Source organism: Streptomyces sp. NPDC046862 (assembly GCF_040704615.1).
GTDB lineage: Bacteria > Actinomycetota > Actinomycetes > Streptomycetales > Streptomycetaceae > Streptomyces.
This window is the reverse complement of the sequence record NZ_JBEYXP010000024.1, coordinates 82,210-100,578: the sequence shown is the minus strand read 5'-3', so window position 1 is coordinate 100,578 and position 18,369 is coordinate 82,210. Positions and strand designations below refer to the sequence as shown.

At 72.6% G+C, this 18,369-nt stretch carries 11 protein-coding genes; 6 read left to right on the top strand and 5 right to left on the bottom strand.

Annotated elements, in window-relative coordinates:
- Positions 1–22: 22 nt before the first annotated feature.
- Positions 23–559 carry a hypothetical protein gene (locus AB0959_RS26115; protein WP_366828983.1) on the top strand — a complete coding sequence of 179 codons (537 nt, stop codon included), beginning with the start codon at positions 23–25 and terminating at the stop codon, positions 557–559.
- Here the strand turns inward: AB0959_RS26115 and AB0959_RS26110 are convergent.
- Positions 534–1,298: a class I SAM-dependent methyltransferase gene (locus AB0959_RS26110; RefSeq protein WP_366828982.1), complete on the bottom strand. Its 765-nt coding sequence runs from the start codon at positions 1,296–1,298 to the stop codon at positions 534–536. The genes AB0959_RS26115 and AB0959_RS26110 overlap by 26 nt on opposite strands.
- Positions 1,299–1,523: 225 nt before the next feature.
- Here AB0959_RS26110 and AB0959_RS26105 point away from each other — a divergent pair, with 225 nt between their 5' ends.
- The 5 genes from AB0959_RS26105 (at position 1,524) to AB0959_RS26085 (ending at position 13,087) form a co-directional block, all read left to right on the top strand.
- Positions 1,524–2,321, top strand: coding sequence for a VOC family protein (locus AB0959_RS26105; protein ID WP_366828981.1), 798 nt, complete (start codon positions 1,524–1,526; stop codon positions 2,319–2,321).
- Positions 2,322–2,546: 225 nt separating this feature from the next.
- Positions 2,547–3,404, top strand: a complete 858-nt coding sequence (locus tag AB0959_RS26100; protein WP_366828980.1) for a DMT family transporter — start codon at positions 2,547–2,549, stop codon at positions 3,402–3,404.
- A gap of 224 nt (positions 3,405–3,628) precedes the next feature.
- Positions 3,629–6,247, top strand: coding sequence for a beta-L-arabinofuranosidase domain-containing protein (locus AB0959_RS26095; protein WP_366828979.1), 2,619 nt, complete (start codon positions 3,629–3,631; stop codon positions 6,245–6,247).
- Between the two features lie 41 nt (positions 6,248–6,288).
- A complete protein-coding gene (locus AB0959_RS26090) occupies positions 6,289–9,741 on the top strand; it encodes a glycosylhydrolase-like jelly roll fold domain-containing protein (protein WP_366828978.1) in 3,453 nt (1,150 codons plus the stop codon).
- Between the two features lie 142 nt (positions 9,742–9,883).
- Entirely contained in the window at positions 9,884–13,087 is a 3,204-nt protein-coding gene (locus AB0959_RS26085) for a family 78 glycoside hydrolase catalytic domain (RefSeq protein WP_366828977.1), read from the top strand.
- Here the strand turns inward: AB0959_RS26085 and AB0959_RS26080 are convergent.
- The 4 genes from AB0959_RS26080 to AB0959_RS26065 form a co-directional block, all read right to left on the bottom strand.
- Positions 13,072–13,464 (bottom strand): ACT domain-containing protein, encoded by a 393-nt coding sequence (locus AB0959_RS26080; protein WP_366828976.1) that lies wholly within the window; start codon positions 13,462–13,464, stop codon positions 13,072–13,074. The two genes, AB0959_RS26085 and AB0959_RS26080, sit on opposite strands and share 16 nt — an antisense overlap.
- 122 nt (positions 13,465–13,586) lie before the next feature.
- Complete coding sequence (locus AB0959_RS26075) at positions 13,587–14,099, bottom strand: DinB family protein (RefSeq protein WP_366828975.1); 513 nt, start codon at positions 14,097–14,099, stop codon at positions 13,587–13,589.
- Between the two features lie 33 nt (positions 14,100–14,132).
- Positions 14,133–15,116 carry a 2,3-diaminopropionate biosynthesis protein SbnA gene (gene sbnA, locus AB0959_RS26070; protein ID WP_366828973.1) on the bottom strand — a complete coding sequence of 328 codons (984 nt, stop codon included), beginning with the start codon at positions 15,114–15,116 and terminating at the stop codon, positions 14,133–14,135.
- On the bottom strand, positions 15,113–18,361 hold the full coding sequence (locus AB0959_RS26065; RefSeq protein WP_366828972.1) for an amino acid adenylation domain-containing protein: 3,249 nt from the start codon (positions 18,359–18,361) through the stop codon (positions 15,113–15,115). The genes sbnA and AB0959_RS26065 overlap by 4 nt, the downstream gene beginning before the upstream one ends.
- Positions 18,362–18,369 lie beyond the last annotated feature (8 nt).

Here is an 18,369-nt window from a genome sequence, read left to right as displayed (position 1 = left end):
CCTTCCCGTACGAGGCGATGCGATGCCCGACAGCGCCGACCATGTCGACCCCGAGAGCGTCGCACCGGGGTGGATCCGGCAGCACCGGCCGGCGGAGCAGTCGCTGTTCAGTGGCATCTACGGACTGGTGCTGGCCAGCGCGCTGGCGTCCGCGCTGGACGCGACGGGCGAGAAGGCCGATCCGGGGCCGGACGCGCTGTGGGTGGTGCTCACCGCGCTGGCGTCGGCGGCCGCGCACGGGTACGCGCACGTCATCGCCCAGCGCGCGTCCGCGGACAGTTCGGCCACCACGAGCAGATGGCGGCTCGTGCTCGCCGAGTGGCCCCTGGTCGCCGCCGTGGTGCCCACGGTGGCGATACTGCTCGCCGCCGAAGCCGGGTGGTGGGCGGAGGCCACGGCTGTCAACTGGGCCCTGCTCTTCAACACCGCCGCCTTGTTCTGCTGGGGTGCCTGGGCAGCCCGCACGTCCGGGCACAGCTGGCCGTCGTCATGCGGGGCAGGCGTCATGGACATGTTCATCGGCTTACTGATCATCATCGCGAACGCCGTGATCCATTAGGCCGTACGACGGTCAGGCCGCACCGGTACGGCTCGTCGAGCCGGCCGTCGGGGAAGAGCCGCGTCAGCGCGGCGCGGTTCGCGTCGAGGAGACCGTCCCGCTCGACGGGTTCCATGACCACGAAATGCGAGTGGGTGGAGAGGTTGCGGATGTGCTCCTCGACGGTGATCCGGCGCGACCAGGTGACCTCCCGTGTGGCCACCCGGACGGGATACGGGGTGAACAGCTCGGCCACCGTCGTCGGGAAGCCGCGGGTGAAGGGCGCGAGCCGGTCCTCCTCCGCCGCGACCCAGGGGACGCGGATGTCGGCCTGGTTCCACCACAGGGCCAGCGCGCCGTGCGGGCGCAGCACGCGCAACGCCTCGGGGACGGAGCGGGCGGGGTCGGTCCAGTGCCAGGCCTGGGCGTAGGTGATCACATCGAAGCTGCCGGCGGCGAAGGGCAGACGGTCCCCCTCGCCCCGCACCAGGCGGATCTCCGGCTGGGCCCGGCGCAGCTCCGCGGCCATACCGGCGCCCGGCTCCAGGGCGACGACGCGGGCGCCGCGCTCGCGCAGCAGCCGGGTGGCGATACCGGTGCCGGCCCCGCAGTCCAGCACGTCGGCGCCGGCCAGTGTGTGACCCGCGAGCTCCTCCAGGGCTGCGAAAAGGGCGGGTGGATAGTCCGGGCGGGCGGCGGCGTACTGCGTGGCAACGGTGTCGAAGGACAGGGCGCGGGCTCGGTTCGCGTGGGATGCCATGCCGGCGATCCTTGTGGCAGAGGGTGGAGTTGTCAGCGGGGCGGGGCGGGGCGGGGCGTCGGCGGCGTACCGCGTGTGCGTTGGGCGGGCCCTGGCGGACCCGGGCCGCTGCAGGGCGGACCGTGAGGTGACCGCGACGCGGCCCGACGCGCGATCGCCGGTGTCGGGTGTCACGCTGATGTGGCGAGGAGCTGATGTCACAAGGACCTGCGAAAGGGGATCGCCGTGATCACCACTGACCTCACTCCCGGCTCTCCCTGCTGGCTCGACCTCGGTGCCCCCGACGTCCGGGCCACCGCGGCCTTCTACGACTCGGTGCTCGGCTGGGAGTACGAGCCCATGGGGGAGGGCGAGGACGTGGAAGGCGGGATGTTCAAGAAGGACGGCAAGACCGTCGCCGGGCTCGGCAAGCTCACCGAGGAGGGCGCGCGCCCGGCCTGGATGATCTACTACAGCGTCGCCGACACGGACGCCACCACCCAGGCCGTGGAGCGTGCGGGCGGCACGGTCCGGGTGCCGTCGAGGGACCTCGGCGACTGGGGCCGGATGGCGCAGTACAGCGACCCGCTGGGCGGCCAGTTCGCCGTCTGGCAGCCAGGGAAGGACACGGGCTTCGAGCTGGTGGAGGAGCCGGGCTCGCTGTCCTGGACCGAGCTGTACACGAGCGATGCCGCGGCCTCCCAGGAGTTCTACGGCGAAGTCCTCGGCTGGCAGTTCAGCGACATGCCGCTGCCGGGCGGCGGGGGCACGTACACCCTCATCACTCCCGCCGGGCAGCCCGAGGAGCGTATGCAGGGCGGCCTCATGGAGGTCGCCAAGGAGAACCTCGCCCTGGCCGGCGGGCGCCCGTACTGGCACCCGGTCTTCGCCGTGGCCGACTGCGACACCGCGGTCGCCGACGTCACCGGGAACGGCGGAAGCGTGCAGATGGGGCCGGACGACGCGGAGGGTGTGGGCCGGCTGGCCGTCTGCCTGGACCCGTCGAACGCGGACTTCGTGGTGCTGGCCCCGGACCGGAACTGAGCTCCGCGAGGGAGCTTCGGCCCCGGTTTGCTCAAAGGCTGACCCACGGGCCGGTTTCGCGGGCCGACCCACGAGCCGCCCGTGGGCGCGGCACGAACAGCGTGAGCTGCCGCATCGGCCACCGTCCATGCCCCGGCCGACGCCTGTCCGGTCGGCGGCAGAGGTCCGCGCGGCGCCCCGGCACGCTGCCCGACGAAGCCGCCGCCGGGCAGGCATGGTGTACCCATGATCGTCCTTGCCCTGCTCTTCGCGGTCCTCGGCGCCTTCAGCAACGCGCTGGGTACGGCCTTCCAGCGCAAGGCCGCTTCCACCGTGGCCCGGGGCGGTGGGCTGGGGCTGCTGCTCGCCCTCGTACGTCGGCCCGCGTGGGCCCTGGGGATCATCGGCGTGACGGGCGCCGCGGTGTTCCAGGCTCTCGCCCTGGTCAACGGGCCCATGGCGCTCGTCCAGCCCATGTTCATCCTCGAACTGCCGTTCGCGCTGCTGGTGGCCGTGCCCTTGCTGCACCGCCGGTTGCCGGCCGCGGGCTGGTGGGCGATCGGGGGAGTGGTGGCCGGACTCGCCCTGCTACTGGCCTCGGCGGCTCCCTCCGGGACCCGGCACCAGGCCTCGATGGATCGGTGGGTCCCGGCTCTGGCGCTCACTCTCGGCGCGATGGCCGCCGCGGTCGTCCTCGGCCGGTCCTCGTCCTCCGCGTTGTTCCGCGCCGCCGCGCTGGCGGCAGGTGCCGCGGTCGGCAACGCGCTGACCGCCGCACTCATGAAGTCGGCCACGGGACGCCTCGCCGACGCGGGACTGCCCGCCTTCCTCACCACCTGGCAGACCTACGGATTCGCGATCACCGGCGTCGTGGCGCTCCTGCTGCTGGAGAACGCGCTGCAGGCCGGCCCGCTGGCCGCGTCACAGCCCGCGCTGACCATCGGCGACGCCGCGGTGAGCCTCGTGCTGGGTGTCGCGCTGTACGACGAGAGCGTCCGGACGGGCTGGTGGCTCCTGCCCGAGGCGGCCGGCGCGCTCCTGATCCTGTGGGGCGTGCTGCGGCTGACCCGCGTGGTGCCCCGGCTCGGCGATGTCGTGCACTGAGGCGACGACCGGCGGGGTGCCGGGCACCTGGATTGAACGTTTCAATCACGAGGACCCGTGGCGGTGGGCGTGGTAGCGGGATTTCCTCCCGTCCGCTTCAGGCATTGCCTGTGAAAGGGCTTGACCCTGGTGGTGGTCGAGCTTAGCGTCTGCGGGCGCAGCGTAAAACGATTCAATCCGCTGCTCGTCCCGTGCTCGTGTCCCCATCGAAGGGAGTCCGCACGTTGCCCGCGCCCCGTGACATCGCCGGTCCGTCCCGCCGCCGGATCCTGTTCACCGCCACGGCCACCGCCACCGCCACCACCACCACAGCCGCGGCGGCTGTCACCTCGACCGTCACCCCTACCGTCACCCCGGTGGTCCCCGCCCCGGTCGCCGCCGCCCTCCCCGCGCTGCCCCCGGCCGCCCGCGCGTCCGGCGCCGGGCCCGCCCTCCCCACCCTCGCCGTCTTCGACCTGTCCGAGGTCCGTCTCCTGGACAGCCCCTTCCTCGCCAACATGCGCCGCACCTGTGACTATCTGCTCTTCGTCGACGCCGACCGGCTGCTGCACACCTTCCGTCGGACCGTGGGCCTGCCGTCGGCGGCGGAGCCCTGCGGCGGATGGGAGGCCCCCGACGTCCAACTGCGCGGCCACACCACGGGCCATCTGCTCAGCGCGCTGGCCCAGGCCCACGCCAACACCGGCGAGTCCGCGTACGCCGCCAAGGGCCGCACCCTGGTCTCCGCGCTCGCCGAGTGCCAGCGGGCCGCCCCGGCCGCCGGCTTCACACGCGGGTACCTCTCCGCGTTCCCCGAGTCGGTCTTCGACCAGCTGGAGGCGGGCGGCAAGCCCTGGGCGCCGTACTACACCCTGCACAAGATCATGGCCGGTCTGCTCGACCAGTACCGCCTCAGCGGCAACCGGGAGGCCCTGGACGTCCTGCGGGAGATGGCCGCGTGGGCCGACGCCCGCACCGCGCCGCTGTCCCACGAGCGGATGCAGAACCTGCTCAAGGTGGAGTTCGGCGGCATGAACGACGTGCTGACCCGGCTCCACCTGGAGACCGGCGACCCGGCACACCTGCGCACGGCCCGCCGGTTCGACCACGAGGAGCTGTACGCCCCGCTCGCCGCCGGCCGCGACGAACTCGCCGGACGGCACGCCAACACCGAGATAGCCAAGATCGTGGGGGCCGTGCCGTCCTACGAGGCCACGGCGGACCCGCGTTATCTGGACATCGCCGACACCTTCTGGACCACCGTCGTCCGCCACCACTCGTACGCCATCGGCGGCAACTCCAACGCCGAACTCTTCGGACCGCCCGGCGAGATCGTCAGCAGGCTCTCCGACGTCACCTGCGAGAACTGCAACAGCTACAACATGCTGAAGCTGGGCCGCCACCTCTTCCTGCACCGGCCCGAGCGCACGGACTTCATGGACCACTACGAGTGGACCCTCTACAACCAGATGCTGGGAGAACAGGACCCCGACTCCGCGCACGGGTTCGTCACCTACTACACCGGCCTGTGGGCGGGCTCCCGGCGCGAACCCAAGGGCGGCCTGGGCTCGGCCCCCGGCAGCTACAGCGGCGACTACGACAACTTCTCGTGCGACCACGGCACCGGACTGGAGACCCACACCAAGTTCGCCGACTCCGTCTACTTCCGGTCCCGCGACGGCGAGCCGCCGGCTCTGTACGCGAACCTGTTCATCCCGTCCGAAGTGCGCTGGTCCCAGCAGGGCGTGACATTACGTCAGGAGACGGCGTACCCGTCGGACGGCCGCACCCGGCTCACCGTCACCCGCGGACGCGGACGTTTCGCGCTACGGATCCGGATCCCCGCCTGGGTCGCCGACACCGGGCGCCCCGCCGTCCTGAAGGTCAACGGCCGTCCCGTCCACGCCCGGCCCCGACCGGGCAACTACGCCACGCTGGAGCGGAACTGGCGCACCGGCGACACGGTCGACCTCACCCTGCCCCGAAGACCCGTCTGGACCCCCGCGCCCGACAACCCCCAGGTGAGGTCGCTGTCGTACGGGCCTCTGGTGCTGGCGGGGCAGTACGGCGACACCGCGCTCGCCACCCTGCCGACGATCCGCCCGGAGTCGCTGCGCCACGTCCCGGGCGCCTCTCCACGGTTCACCGCGCTCGTGGACGGCCGCCCCATGGAACTCCGGCCGTTCCACGAGGTGCACCACCAGCGCTACAACGTCTACTGGGCGGTCACTCCGTCCCGTACCCGCGAACGGGACGTCGCCCACTACCCGTTCGACGAGGGAACCCGCGACATCACCGGCACCTTCGCCGCCGCGACCCTGGCCGCCGGCGCCACGTGGGCGGACGACGGCACGGGCCCGGCCGTGTCGCTGGACGGGCGCGGCGGCCATGTCGCCCTCCCCACGGGCCTGGTGAGCGGTCTCGACGAACTGACGATCGGCGTCCGGGTCCGCGTGGACACCCTCACCGCCTCGGCCCGCGTCCTCGACTTCGGCTTCCACAAGGAGAGCTACCTGTTCCTCGCCGCGACCACCGGCGCCGGCCGGGCCCGTGCCGCGCTGAAGATCGCCGGAATGGAACGGGAGGACGTCATCGACGCGAACGCGCCTCTGCCCGTGGGCCGTTGGACCCATGTGGCCATCACCCTGGGCGGTGGCACCGGGGTGCTCTACCTCGACGGTGTCGAGGCGGGCCGCAACCCCGCCATGGTCGCGAGCCCGCTGCTGCTCGGCGTGACCACCCGCGCCTACCTCGGACGCTCCCAGAACAGCACCCATCCGTACCTGCACGGCGCCGTACGCGACCTACGGGTGCACAACCGGGCCCTGACCGCGCCCGAAGTCGCCCGCCTGGCCGCGGGCTGAACGTCTCGTCCCGTCGGTACTCCCTCCGCAGGAGCTCACGCATGCCCGACACAGCCCCAGGTACCACCCCGGACACCGCCCCCGAAGTCCCCTTGTCCAGACGCGGGTTCGTCGCCGCGGCCGGCGCCGGCACCGTCCTCGCCGGCTTACCCGGCCTCGCGCTCGCGGCACCGCCCGCCTCCGCCACGGCCCCGGACCCCGCACCCGGAACCGCTGCCGGCGCCCGGCGCTTCACCGACCCGCCGGGGGACAGCCGCCCCACCGTCTACTGGTACTGGAACGGCCCCGTCACCCCCGAACTCGTCGACCGGCAACTCGCCGACCTCCGGGCCAAGGGCATGTACGAGGTGATCCTCTTCTCCTTCGACAACGATGCCATGCGCCCCGTGTTCTTCACGGAGGAATGGTTCGCCGTCGTCGAGCACGTGCTGCGCACCGCGGAGCGCACCGGCATGCGCGTCTGGCTCTTCAACGACGATCACTTCCCGAGCGGACGGGCCGGCGAGTACGTCGTCAGGGGCGGCACGGTCGGCTCCCGCACCTATCCGCCGCGCCCCGACCTGCGCCTCAAGGCACTCTGGCGCTCCACCACGGTGGTCGAGGGCCCGGCCCGCGCCGATCTGCGCCGCAGCACCGGCCTCGGAGTGGAGGCCGGACACCTGGTCGCCGACGCCGCGGTCCTCGGTGGGGCGGCGGTTCTGCGCGGAGGCGGAGACTGGACCGATGTCACGGTCACCGCCAGTGGAAAGGCGGATCACACCGCCGCCGGGCTCGTCGTCCGCGCCTCCGCCGACGGCCTCGACGGTTACGCCGTCGCCTTCGACCAGACCGGCGTCGTCACCGTGCTGCGCCTGACCCGCGACGCCGACCCCGTCGAACTGCTGCGCAGCAGCCGCACCGACGGCTTCAACAAGACCAAGTACCACACCCTCGCCGTCACCGCCCGCGGCGACATCCTGGCGATCACCCTCGACGGCCGCGAGAAGGGCACTGTCGCCGACGGGCGGTACGCGTCCGGCGGTGTCGGGGTGCGCGCGGTGGGCGACGAGCGAGGTCTGTGGGACAGCATCGTCGTCACGGCGGCCGACGGCACCATCCTGTACTCGACGACGTTCGACGACCCTGCCACGGCGGGCGACTTCCCCGAGCGGCCGTCCCTCGCCGTCGAGGCCGTCGCGGCCGCGGCCCGGCCGCTCGGCTCCACCGGCTCCACCGGCTCCACCGGCTCCACGGACGCCGACGACCTCGTCGATCTGACGGCGCCGCTCACGGCGGACGGCTACTGGCAGGTCCCGGCGGGCCGTTGGCAGATCGACCTGTTCGGCGGGGTCCCGCTCGTCGACGACACCCAGGGCTACAGCCGCAGTTACGTGGACCTGCTCGACGACGAGCCCGTGCGGCTGTTCCTCGACATCGTCCCGGGCGAGTACCACCGCCGGTTCCGGCGGTACTTCGGCACCGTCGTCCCCGGCTTCTGGGACGACGAGCCGTTCTTCGCCTCCGCCGAGGCCCACTTCAAACGGCTGCCCTGGTCGCCCACGCTGGACGCGGCGCTGCGCGCGGTGGACGTCGAGCCCGGCGTGGCCTACGCCGCCGCCTTCGACGACCTCGGCCGCACCGGCCGTATCGCCCGCGGCCGATACTGGCAGGCCGTCTCCAACCGGTTCGCCCGATACTTCCGCGCACAGGCCCGCTGGTGCGAGGAACGGGGCGTCGAACTCATCACCAACCCGCTCTACGACGAGACCGCCCCCGCCAAGCGGATCCCCAGCACCGGGGACCTGCACAAGGTCAACCAGTGGGCGCACGTCCCCGGTGGCGACATCATCACCGCCGAGTACGTAGCGGGCCGCCCGACCATGATCCCGCGCAACCCCGTGTCCGTGGCCCACCAGACGGGACGGGAACGGGCCCTGCTGGAGATGTTCGGCAACATGGGCTGGCAGGTCACGCCCGGCTTCGTGCACGCGACCGTCGGCGCGCAGGCCGCCCGAGGCGTCAACCTGACCGTCCTGCACGCCCTGTGGACCGACGAGGCCGTCGTCTACTTCCCGCCGCCGTTCGGGCCCCGGGCGCCCTGGTGGTGGACCATGCGCCCGCTGGCCGAGTGGATCGGCCGCGTCATGGAGGCCGGGCGTGGCACCTCCGCCGCCCGCACGGCGCTCCTCCAGCCCCAGCGGGCCGCCGAGCAGTGGACCGGCACCGCCCGCCAGGGTGAGACCGACGCCGCGCTCGCGGACGCCGCCTACGCGCTGGAGCGCGCCCAGGTCGACTTCGACCTCCTCCACGACGGCGCCCTGACCGGCGACCCGGACCTGCGCTGCCACGCACGTGTGCGGGCCGGACGGCTCGCCGTAGGCGCCGCCCGCTACGACCTCGTGGTGCTGCCGGTGACACCCACCCTGGACGCGGCCGCCGTCCGGTCCCTGAACGGCTTCGTCCGGGCCGGCGGGACCGTCATCGCGGTGGGCACCCTGCCGAGCGACGAGGCCGACGGCAACGACCGCGCCCTGGCCCGTGCGCTGGCCGACCTGTTCGGCGACACCGTCTCCGGCAGGCGCTCCCTCGGGAACGGACACGCGGTCCGGGTCGCCGACGTCGAGGCCCTGGGCGCCGCGGCCCACGACGCCGGCGCCGCGGCCGCCGTCCTGGAACCCGCCCGGGAGACGGTCCGGGCGTTGCGCGTCACCCGGGGCACGGACACCGCCTTCCTGTTCAACAACGAGAGCGGCACGGCCGTCGAGACCACGGCGGTCCTGCCCGCCGAGGGAGTTCCCGAGCTGTGGGACCCGGCGACCGGCGAGACCGACCCGGCAGCCGTGTACCGCGCGAGCCGACGCGGGCTGCACGTGCCGCTCGCCCTCACGCCGTACGAGACCAGGATCGTCGTCGTGCGCCGAGCCCCCACGGCCCCGCCGCACCTGACGGACGCCACGCTCCCGGTCCTCTCCGTCGAGCGGTACCGCGGTGCCCTGCGCGCCGGGGTCGAGGCGTCGTCCCCGGGCAGCCACCGGCTCACCGGCACCGACGCCGGACGCACCTACCGCGGCACCGTCCACGTCGACGACCCGCTCACCCCGGTCCCCGTGACCGCCGACTGGACCCTCACCCTGGACCGCGACGGGGACACTCCGGTGACCGGCCCGCTCGGCAGCTGGACCGCGCACGCCCCGCTGTTCTCCGGCACCGGTACCTACACCACGCAGGTGGACCTGGACCGCGCCGTACTCGACGGCCGCCGGGTCCTGCTCGACCTCGGCGACGTACGCGACGTCGCCGGCGTCACCGTCAACGGCACCGGGCTCGCCCCGCTGCTGTGGGCGCCGTTCGTCACGGACGTCACCGGACTGCTCGTCCCCGGCCGCAACCGCCTCGCGGTGCGCGTCTCCAACACCCTCTCCAACGAACGCAACAAGCCTCTGCCCTCCGGGCTGCTCGGCCCGGTCACCCTGCGCTTCCGGCGACGCGTGACCGTCGGCCTGGACCGCGTCTGACGAGCCGCCCGCCCCCCGATGAAGGACCGCCATGCCCCGATCCAGATTTAGATCCCCATCCCCATCCCCATCCCCATCCCCATCCCCATCCCTATCCCGATCCCGCGCCGGGCGCCGGCGCCTCGCTCTCCTGCTGCCCACCGTGGTGACCGCCTTCGTCACCCTCCTGACCCCTCTGCCCGGCACCGCGCAGGCCGCCCCCGCCACGCGGCTCAGCCCCGTCCACCCGCGCACCCAGCACCTCGACGAGGCGCTCGGCATCGACGACACCACCCCCGTCCTCAGCTGGGAGACCACCGCCCGAACTCCGGGCGCCCTGCAGACCGCGTACCGCGTCCAGGCAGCCAGCTCGCCCGAACGCCTGCGTTCCGGACGGCCCGACCTGTGGGACTCGGGGAAGGTCGCCTCCGCCGTACCGGAGACCACCTACGCGGGCCGCGCGCTCGGCTCCCGCGCCCGCGTCCACTGGCGCGTCCAGCTGTGGTCCGGCGGCCACCGCGTCTCCGGCTGGAGCGACCCCGCCGTCTTCGAGACCGGCCTGACCGAGTCCTCCGACTGGCGGGCCCGGTGGATCACCCACCCCGAATGGCGCCTCAGCGCACGCGAGATCGAGCCCGTCATCGTCACGTTGCCGCGGACGACGGCCCGTTACCTCCGCCTCGACGTCACCCGCCTCGGCCTGCCGCTCAAGGAGAGCGTCGACACCCGCACGTGGCGGCTCCAACTGGGCGAGATCGACGTACGCGACGCCGAGTCGGGCACGACCGGGCTCGCCAAGGGCGCGACGGTCACCGCTTCCGAGAGCTACACGGTCCGCAAGACCTACGAGCCCGCCCTCGCCGTGGACGGCCTGCCCAACAGCGCCCTGCAGACCGCAGCCGGCTACTGCAGTGCGGCCCACACCTCCGCCGACGCGCCGGTCACCCTCACCCTCGACCTCAAGTCGGCCAAGACCTTCGACCAGGTCGCCCTCTACCCGCGCGCCGATGTCCTCACCGAGGCCGGCGAGGTCCCCAACTTCCCCGCGGATTACGCGGTTTCGGTGGCCGAAGCCGTGGCCCGCTCCTTCACCACGCTCGCCCGAGTCACCGGCCAGAGGCCACCGAAGCCGTACCTCCCCGCCGGACTCCCGCTGCTCGCCGACGACTTCACCCTCCCGCGCGGCATCCGCGGCGCCCGTCTCCACATCGCCGGCCTCGGCGTCTACGAGGCCACCCTCAACGGCGAACCGGTCGGCGACGCCGTACTGGAGCCCGCCAACACCGACTACCGCGAACGTGTCCAGTACGCCACCTACGACGTCACCGACCGCCTGCGCAGTGGCGCCAACACCCTCGGCGTGGCCCTCGGCAACGGCATGTCCAACGTCGTCAGCACCGCCGACCGCTACCGCAAGCTGTACGGCAACATCAGCGACCCCAAGCTCATCGCCCAGCTGGAGGTCACCCTCGCCGACGGCAGCGTCCGCACGGTGGCCAGCGGCGACGACTGGCGTACCACGCTCGGCCCCACCACCTCCAGCAACTGGTACGGCGGCGAGGACTACGACGCCCGCCGCGAGATCCCGCACTGGGACGAGCCCCGGGGCGACCACCGCTCCTGGGAGCGCGCGGTCACCGTGCCCGCCCCCGGCACCGCCGCCGCGCCCGCCGCGCTCAGCGCCCGCGAGACCGAACCGATCCGGGTCGTGGAGACGCTCACCGGCAAGGAGGTCGACGGCGCCGACGGCAGCCGCGTCTTCGACCTGGGCCGCAACATCGCCGGCTGGCCGGAGATCACCGTCAGCGCGCCCGCCGGGACAGAGATCCGTATCCACCCCGCCGAGAGCCTCAAGGACGGCCACGCCTTCCAGTCGATCAGCAACGTCGGCGCGCCCCTGTGGGACAGCTACACCACCCGCGACAGCCGCCCGGCCACCTGGCACCCGAGGTTCAGCTACCACGGCTTCCGCTACCTGGAACTGAAGGGCGTTCCCGAGGGGGCCGAGGTCACCGTACGCGGCAAGGTCCTGCGCACCGACAACGCCACCGCCGGCACCTTCACCAGCTCAGACCCGCTGATCAACGGCATCCACGGCCTGATCCGTGGGGCCATCGAGGGCAACATGATGAGCGTCCTCACCGACTGCCCGAGCCGGGAGAAGCTCGGCTGGCTCGAACAGGACCAGCTCGTCTTCCCGGCGCTCGCCGCCAACTTCGACATGCGGGCCCATCTGCGCAAGATCGTCCGTGACATGGCCGACGCCCAGACCGCCGAGGGCCTGATCCCGAGCACCGTCCCCGAGTACACCAACCTCCCCGGCGCCTACCGCAACGACTCCAACTGGGGCGGCGCCTTCGTCCTGGTGCCCTGGCAGCTGTACACCACCTACGGCGACCGGGACACGCTGCGCACCTACTACCCGCGGATGCGGCAGTACGCGGCCTTCCTCGAGACGCAGGTCTCCGGCGGCATCTTCGACTACGGCCTGGGTGACTGGTTCACCCCGGACCGCACCTTTCCGCGCGCGGTGGCCGGCACCTACGGCTACTGGCGCGTCCTCGACGCCCTGAACGGCATCGCCACCGTCCTCGGCGACGACACGGCCGCCGCGGACTACCGGGCGAAGGCCGACACCGCCGTCCGGGCGCTGGCGGCGAAGTACTACGACCGGGCGACCGGCACCTTCGGGGGCGGCGGTCACGGCGCGGAGGCCCTCGCCCTGGACATGGGCGCCCATCCGGTGGGAGAGAGGGACCGCCTCCTTGCCCACTTCACCGCGGCGGTCGAGACCGCCGGTCACCACCTGCTGCTCGGCGAGATCTCCCTGCCCGCCGCCTTCCGCGTCCTGTCCTCGGCCGACCGCGACGACATCGTGCACCGGATCGCCACGCGGACCACCAGCCCCAGTTACGGCTACCAGGTGCTCGCCGGGAACACCACGCTCGGCGAGTCCTGGGACGGCGGCCCCGGCCAGTCCCAGAACCACTTCATGCTCGGTGCCATCGACTCCTGGTTCACCGGCCGCGTCGCCGGTATCGCGCAGACCCCCGACTCCGTGGGCTACGCCGAACTGCTCGTCGACCCCGCGGTCGTGGGCGACCTGACCTCGGCGTCGGGCTCGTACCGCACCCCGTACGGCCTGGCCCGCACCGACTGGGCCCGCAGGGACGGCCGCTTCCGCCTCACGGTGGACGTGCCCGCCGGCAGCACGGCGGAGATCCACGTCCCGGCGGCCGACGGCCACGCCGCCGGGCCCAAGGGAGCGCGTCCGATCCGGTCCACGGCGACCGAGGCGGTGTACGCGGTCGGCTCGGGCCACTGGACGTTCCGCTCGACGCTGCCCCCCGCTCACCCGACCATGTAGTGACCCGCGGCCCGCAGCACGGCGCAGGCCTCGTCCCGCCGTTCGCGGGGAACCAGGACCAGGTCGCTGTGGAAGCTCGACGAGACGAACACCGGAACCCCGGCCGCCGCGAGCGGGCCGAGTACGGCCGCGAGCATCCCGGGCAGATCAAGATCGTGGGACAGTTCGCCGTAGAGCCCGGCCCAGCGTTCCTGAGGGGCGGCGTCCGGGGGCTCCTGTTGTGACGTCGGCCGGCTCTCACGGACCACGGTGAGGCCTTCCGGCGCACGGTGCAGGACGTACCAGGAGCCGTCCGGCGGAGGGTGGCCGACGGGCAGGTGCTCGACGGTGAACTCGGTGGGCAGCACCCGTAGGCGCTGTGCGGCGGCAGTGGTCATGCGGGCACCCCGAAGTTGCGTCGTTGGGTTCTGGCGAGCGCGGCCGGGCAGCTCCGCGACGAGGCGCCGGGCGGCGGCCACGCCGACGGAGCCAGGGCAGAGGGCACCGGACCGGCCCTGATTCAGTCGCCGGTGGTGCCGTCGATCATTTCCCGGAGGATGTCGGCGTGGCCGTTGTGACGGGAGGTCTCCTCGATCATGTGGAGCAGGATCCAGCGCAGGTTGACGCGGCCGCGCAGGTTCTCCGGTACGTCGATCTCCAGCGAGGCCTGCTCGGCGACGATCTTGCGGGCACGCTCGCACTGGTCGAGATAGGTCTGGACGATCTCGTCGACGGTCTCGTGGGGCTCGATCCGGAAGCCCGCCTCGGGGTCGTCCGGGGTCTCGTACAGGGGACGCTCGTCCAGACGCAGGAACTCCAGACAGAACCAGCCGTGCTCGGTCTCGGCCAGATGCTTGACCAGGCCGAGCAGGCTGGTGCCGGAGGGGACCATGGGCCTGCGCAGGTCGGCGTCCTCCAGACCTTCGAGCTTCATGAGCAGGGTGGCGCGGTGGAAGTCGAGCCATTGCGACAGGGCCTCCAACTCGCCGGTGGTGCCCTGCGGGTCGATCCGTCGAACGGGTGATGCGAACATCGGGTCCTCTTCGTGTCGTGGGGGGCGGGCGCGTTACACCGTGATGGGTGACGGGTGGGGTTCGAAGGGAAGGGCGGAGGGCCCGAACCGGTCGCGGACCCAGTCGTCGTCGTAGACCGTATCGAGATAGCGGTCCCCGGTGTCCGGACCGATCGCGACCGCGGTGGCGCCGGCGGGCATGGCGGGCCCCAGGTGGGCCACGGCGGCCAGGACGGAGCCGGTGGAGCCGCCCACGGCGATGCCGCGGGTGGCGGCCAGCAATCGGCACATGGCCACCGCCTCCGGTTCCGGGACGAGTACGACCTCGTCGACCAGGCCGGGGCGGAGGATCTCCGGGCGGCGGCTCGTGCCCATCCCCGGGATGTGGCGGCGGCCGGGCGGGTGCCCGAAGGTGACCGACCCCTCCGTGTCGACCGCGACGACGCGGGTGCTGGGCGCGTGCGCGCGGAAGTACTCGGCGCAGCCCATGAGCGTTCCGCTCGTCCCGACGCCGACGAACAGGTAGTCCAGGTCGGGGAACTCTCCCGCGATGCCCGCCGCGGTGCGCTGGTGGTGGGCGAGCGGGTTGGCCGGGTTGGCGTACTGATTGGTCCACAGCAGGCCCGGGTCGGCGGCCAGCCGCTCGTGGATGTGGTCGATGCGCGACTGGAGATACCCACCGCGCGTGTCACGCCGGGTGACGACGACGACCTGGGCACCGAATGCCTTCATCAGGGCGATGCTCGAGCGTGGTGTGTTCGGGTCGGCGACGCAGGTGAAGGCATAGCCGCGTGTCGCGCACACCGACGCCAGCGCGATGCCGAGATTGCCGGAGGAGGACTCGATGATGCGCGCGCCGGGAGCCAGCAGACCGCGCTGCTCGGCGTCGTCGAGCAGCGCGACCGCCGTCTTGATCTTGATCGAGCCGGCCGGGTTGAGGCCTTCGATCTTCAGCGCGAGGTCGATGCCGGGGACGAGTCCGGGCAGGTCGAGGAACAGGTCGTCCAGGATGAGGTCGCTCGGCCGGCCGTATCTCATCCTCGGCCTTCCTGGGCCGCGAGCAGTTCGCTGACCTGCTCGTCGGACAGGTCCCTGACCTCGAGGAAGACCTCGGCGATCGCGGCGGGATCAAGGCCGGCGGCCCGGCCCGCGGCGCGGACGAGGCCGGCCTGGGCGGCGACGGTGGGGGCCTCGAACATGACGCGCAGCGGGACCTCCACGCCGAGGGTCTCGCGCAGGCCCGAGGCGACCTGCGTGGCCAGCAGCGAGTTGCCGCCGAGGTCGAAGAAGTCGTCCTGGACGCCGATCGGGTCGACACGCAGCACGTCCGTCCAGATCCCGGCGACGACCTTCTCCAGCGCGGTCGCCGGTGGCCGGTAGACGCTGCCGAGGGCGGGCCTCGCGCCGTCGGGTTCGGGCAGGGCGGAGGTGTCCGCCTTGCCGTTGGCCGACAGGGGCAGGGCTGACAGCCCGGTGAAGGAGTCGGGGATCATCGGGTCGGGCAGGGTGCGGCGCAGGAAGGCGCGCAGTTCGGTGACGGTCGGGTCGGGACCGGCGGTGGGCACGTAGTAGGCGGCCAGGCGCCCGTCGCGAAGCACCACGACCGCCTCGGCTATCTGCGGGTGGGTCCGCAGCGCGACGGTGATCTCGCCGAGCTCGACCCGGAATCCGCGGACCTTGACCTGGTTGTCGAGCCGGCCCCTCCACTCGACGGTGCCGTCCGCGTTGTGCCGTGCCAGGTCGCCGGTACGGTACAGGCGGGCGCCTGCGGGGATCTCCGGGCGGGTGCCGGCGAGCGGGTGCGGAACGAAGCGTTCGGCGGTCAGCGCGGGCCGGTCGAGGTAGCCGCGGGTGACTCCCTCGCCGCCGATGCACAGTTCTCCGGGGATCCCGATCGGCTGCGGGCGGCCGTACCGGTCGAGAACGTACAGGCCCGTGTTGTCGCACGGGGTGCCGATCGGCACCCGCTGGACGCCGTCGGGGCAGTCGAACGCCGAGGCGTAGACGGTGATCTCCGTCGGCCCGTAGAGGTTGGCGAGCAACGGCCCCGCCGCGCCGAAGACGCGGTGGAAGCGGCGCACGTGCTCCACGGGCAGCGCCTCGCCCGCGCAGAAGACGTACCGCAGGCTCGCGGCGTGCGCGACGAGGGCCGGATCGGATTCCAGCAGGTCCAGGAACGGCCCGAACATCGACGGTACGAAGTTCACGACCGTGACGCCGTGCCGTCTGATCGATGCCAGCAGCGCGTACGGGTCCTTCTCGGCTCCGGCGGGCGGCAGCGCCAGCCGGGCGCCGGCCGCGGCCCACCAGAACAGCTCGGGGACGGACACGTCGAACGACGTCGGGGTCTTCTGCAGCACGACGTCGCCGGGACCGATCGGGTAGCGGCGCTGATGCCAGGCCAGCATGTCGGCCGCCGACCGGTGCTGCACCATGACGCCCTTGGGCCGGCCGGTGGATCCGGAGGTGTAGATCACGTAGGCGAGGTTGGCGGTGGTGGGTGCGCGTCCGGAGACGGGCGAGGGGATCTCGGGCAGGTCGTCGACGAGGACGACCGGCAGGCCCGCGGGAAGCCTGTCGGCCAGTCGCCTCTGGGTCACGACGACGGCGGGCCGGGCGTCGTCGAGCACGGCAGCGATCCGGTCGGGCGGGTAGTCGGTGTTGACGGGCACGTAGGCGCCGCCGGCCTGGAGCACACCGAGGACGGCGACCATGAGGTCGGCGTCGCGTTCGGCGAGGACGGCGACCGTCACCTCGGGGCCCACGCCGTGGCCGCGCAGGACCGCCGCCACCTCCCGGGCGCGACGGGTGTAGGCCGCGTAGTCGAGTGTTCCGCCGTCCCACACCAGGGCCGGGGCGTCAGGGGTGGCCGTGGCCTGCCGGTCGACGATCTCGTGCAGCAGGGTGTCGTGGAAGCCCCGGGTGGTCCGGTTCCACTCGACAGTGACCTGTTCGATCTCCTGCGCCGTCAGGCACGGCAGCTCGGACAGCCGGATGTCCGGCCCGGCCACGGCCGCTTCGAGCAGCGTCGTGAGATGCGACCACCATCGGCGGAGGGTAGCCGCGTCGAACAGGTCGGTGGCGTACTCGAGGAAGCCTTCGTAGACGTCGCCGCTCTGTCGCAGCTGGATGCTGAGATCGCACTGGGCGCCGCCGCGGTCGACGGTGACCGGAACGACGTCGAGCCCGTCGAGCGCGACGGACGGCGCCGGCGCGTTCTGGACGGTCAGCAGCACCGGCACGAGCGGGTTGCGGCTCAGGTCGCGGCGCGGGGCGAGGTCCTGCACCAACCGGTCGAACGGCAGGTCCTGGTGCTGCAGTGCGCTCAGCGTCGTCGCCCGGACCCGGCCGAGCAGCTCGGCGAACGTCGGGTCGCCCTCCAGCCGGACCCGCAGCGGCAGTGTGTTGATGAAGCAGCCGATCAACTGCTCGGTCTGTGCGTCACGGTTGCCGACGGCGGTGCCGATGACGACGTCCTCCGTGCCGGTGAACCGGCCGAGCATCGCGCCCCAGGCGGCGAGCAGCACCATGAAAGGGGAGACCCGGTGCGTGTTCGCCAGGGCGGTGACCCGGGCGGAGAGGCCGGCCGGAAGCCCGACGTCGATCTGGGCGCCGGTGTGGCTCTGCAGCGGGGGGCGCGGCCGGTCGGCGGGCAGGTCGAGTGCGTCCGGCGCGCCCGCCAGGGTCTCGCGCCAGTAGGTCAGAAGCTCCCGTTCACGGTCCGCGGTCAGCTGATCGCGCTGCCAGATCGCGAAGTCGACGTACTGCAGCGGCAGTTCGGGCAGGTCAGGAGCGGACCCCGCGCGCTGCGCGTTGTAGGCGGCCGACAGCTCGGCCAGCAGAACGCTCATCGACCAGCCGTCGGACACCAGGTGATGCAGCACCACGGTCAGGACGTGGTCGTCGTCCGCGAGCCGGAAGAGCGTCGCGCGCAGCAACGGCCCCTTGTCGACGGAGAAGCCGAGGGCGGCCTCGGCCCGCAGCAGCTCCGCCAGCCCGGCCTGCCCACCGGGGACATGACGGACCTCGACCGGTACCGGCCCGGCGGGCAGCACCCGCTGCACCGTCTGCCCCTCGATCTGGCCGAACACGGTCCGCAGCGCCTCGTGCCGTTCGACGACCAGGCTCAGGGCACCGGCGAGGGCCCGCACGTCCACGGCACCGCGCAGTCGCAGCGCCACCGGCACGTGATAGGCGGACGTGCCGGGCGCGAGGCGATCGATGATCCACAGGCGTTCCTGCGCGAAGGAGGTCGGGAAGATCGCAGAAGTGTCGGGAGCCATGGCTTCCT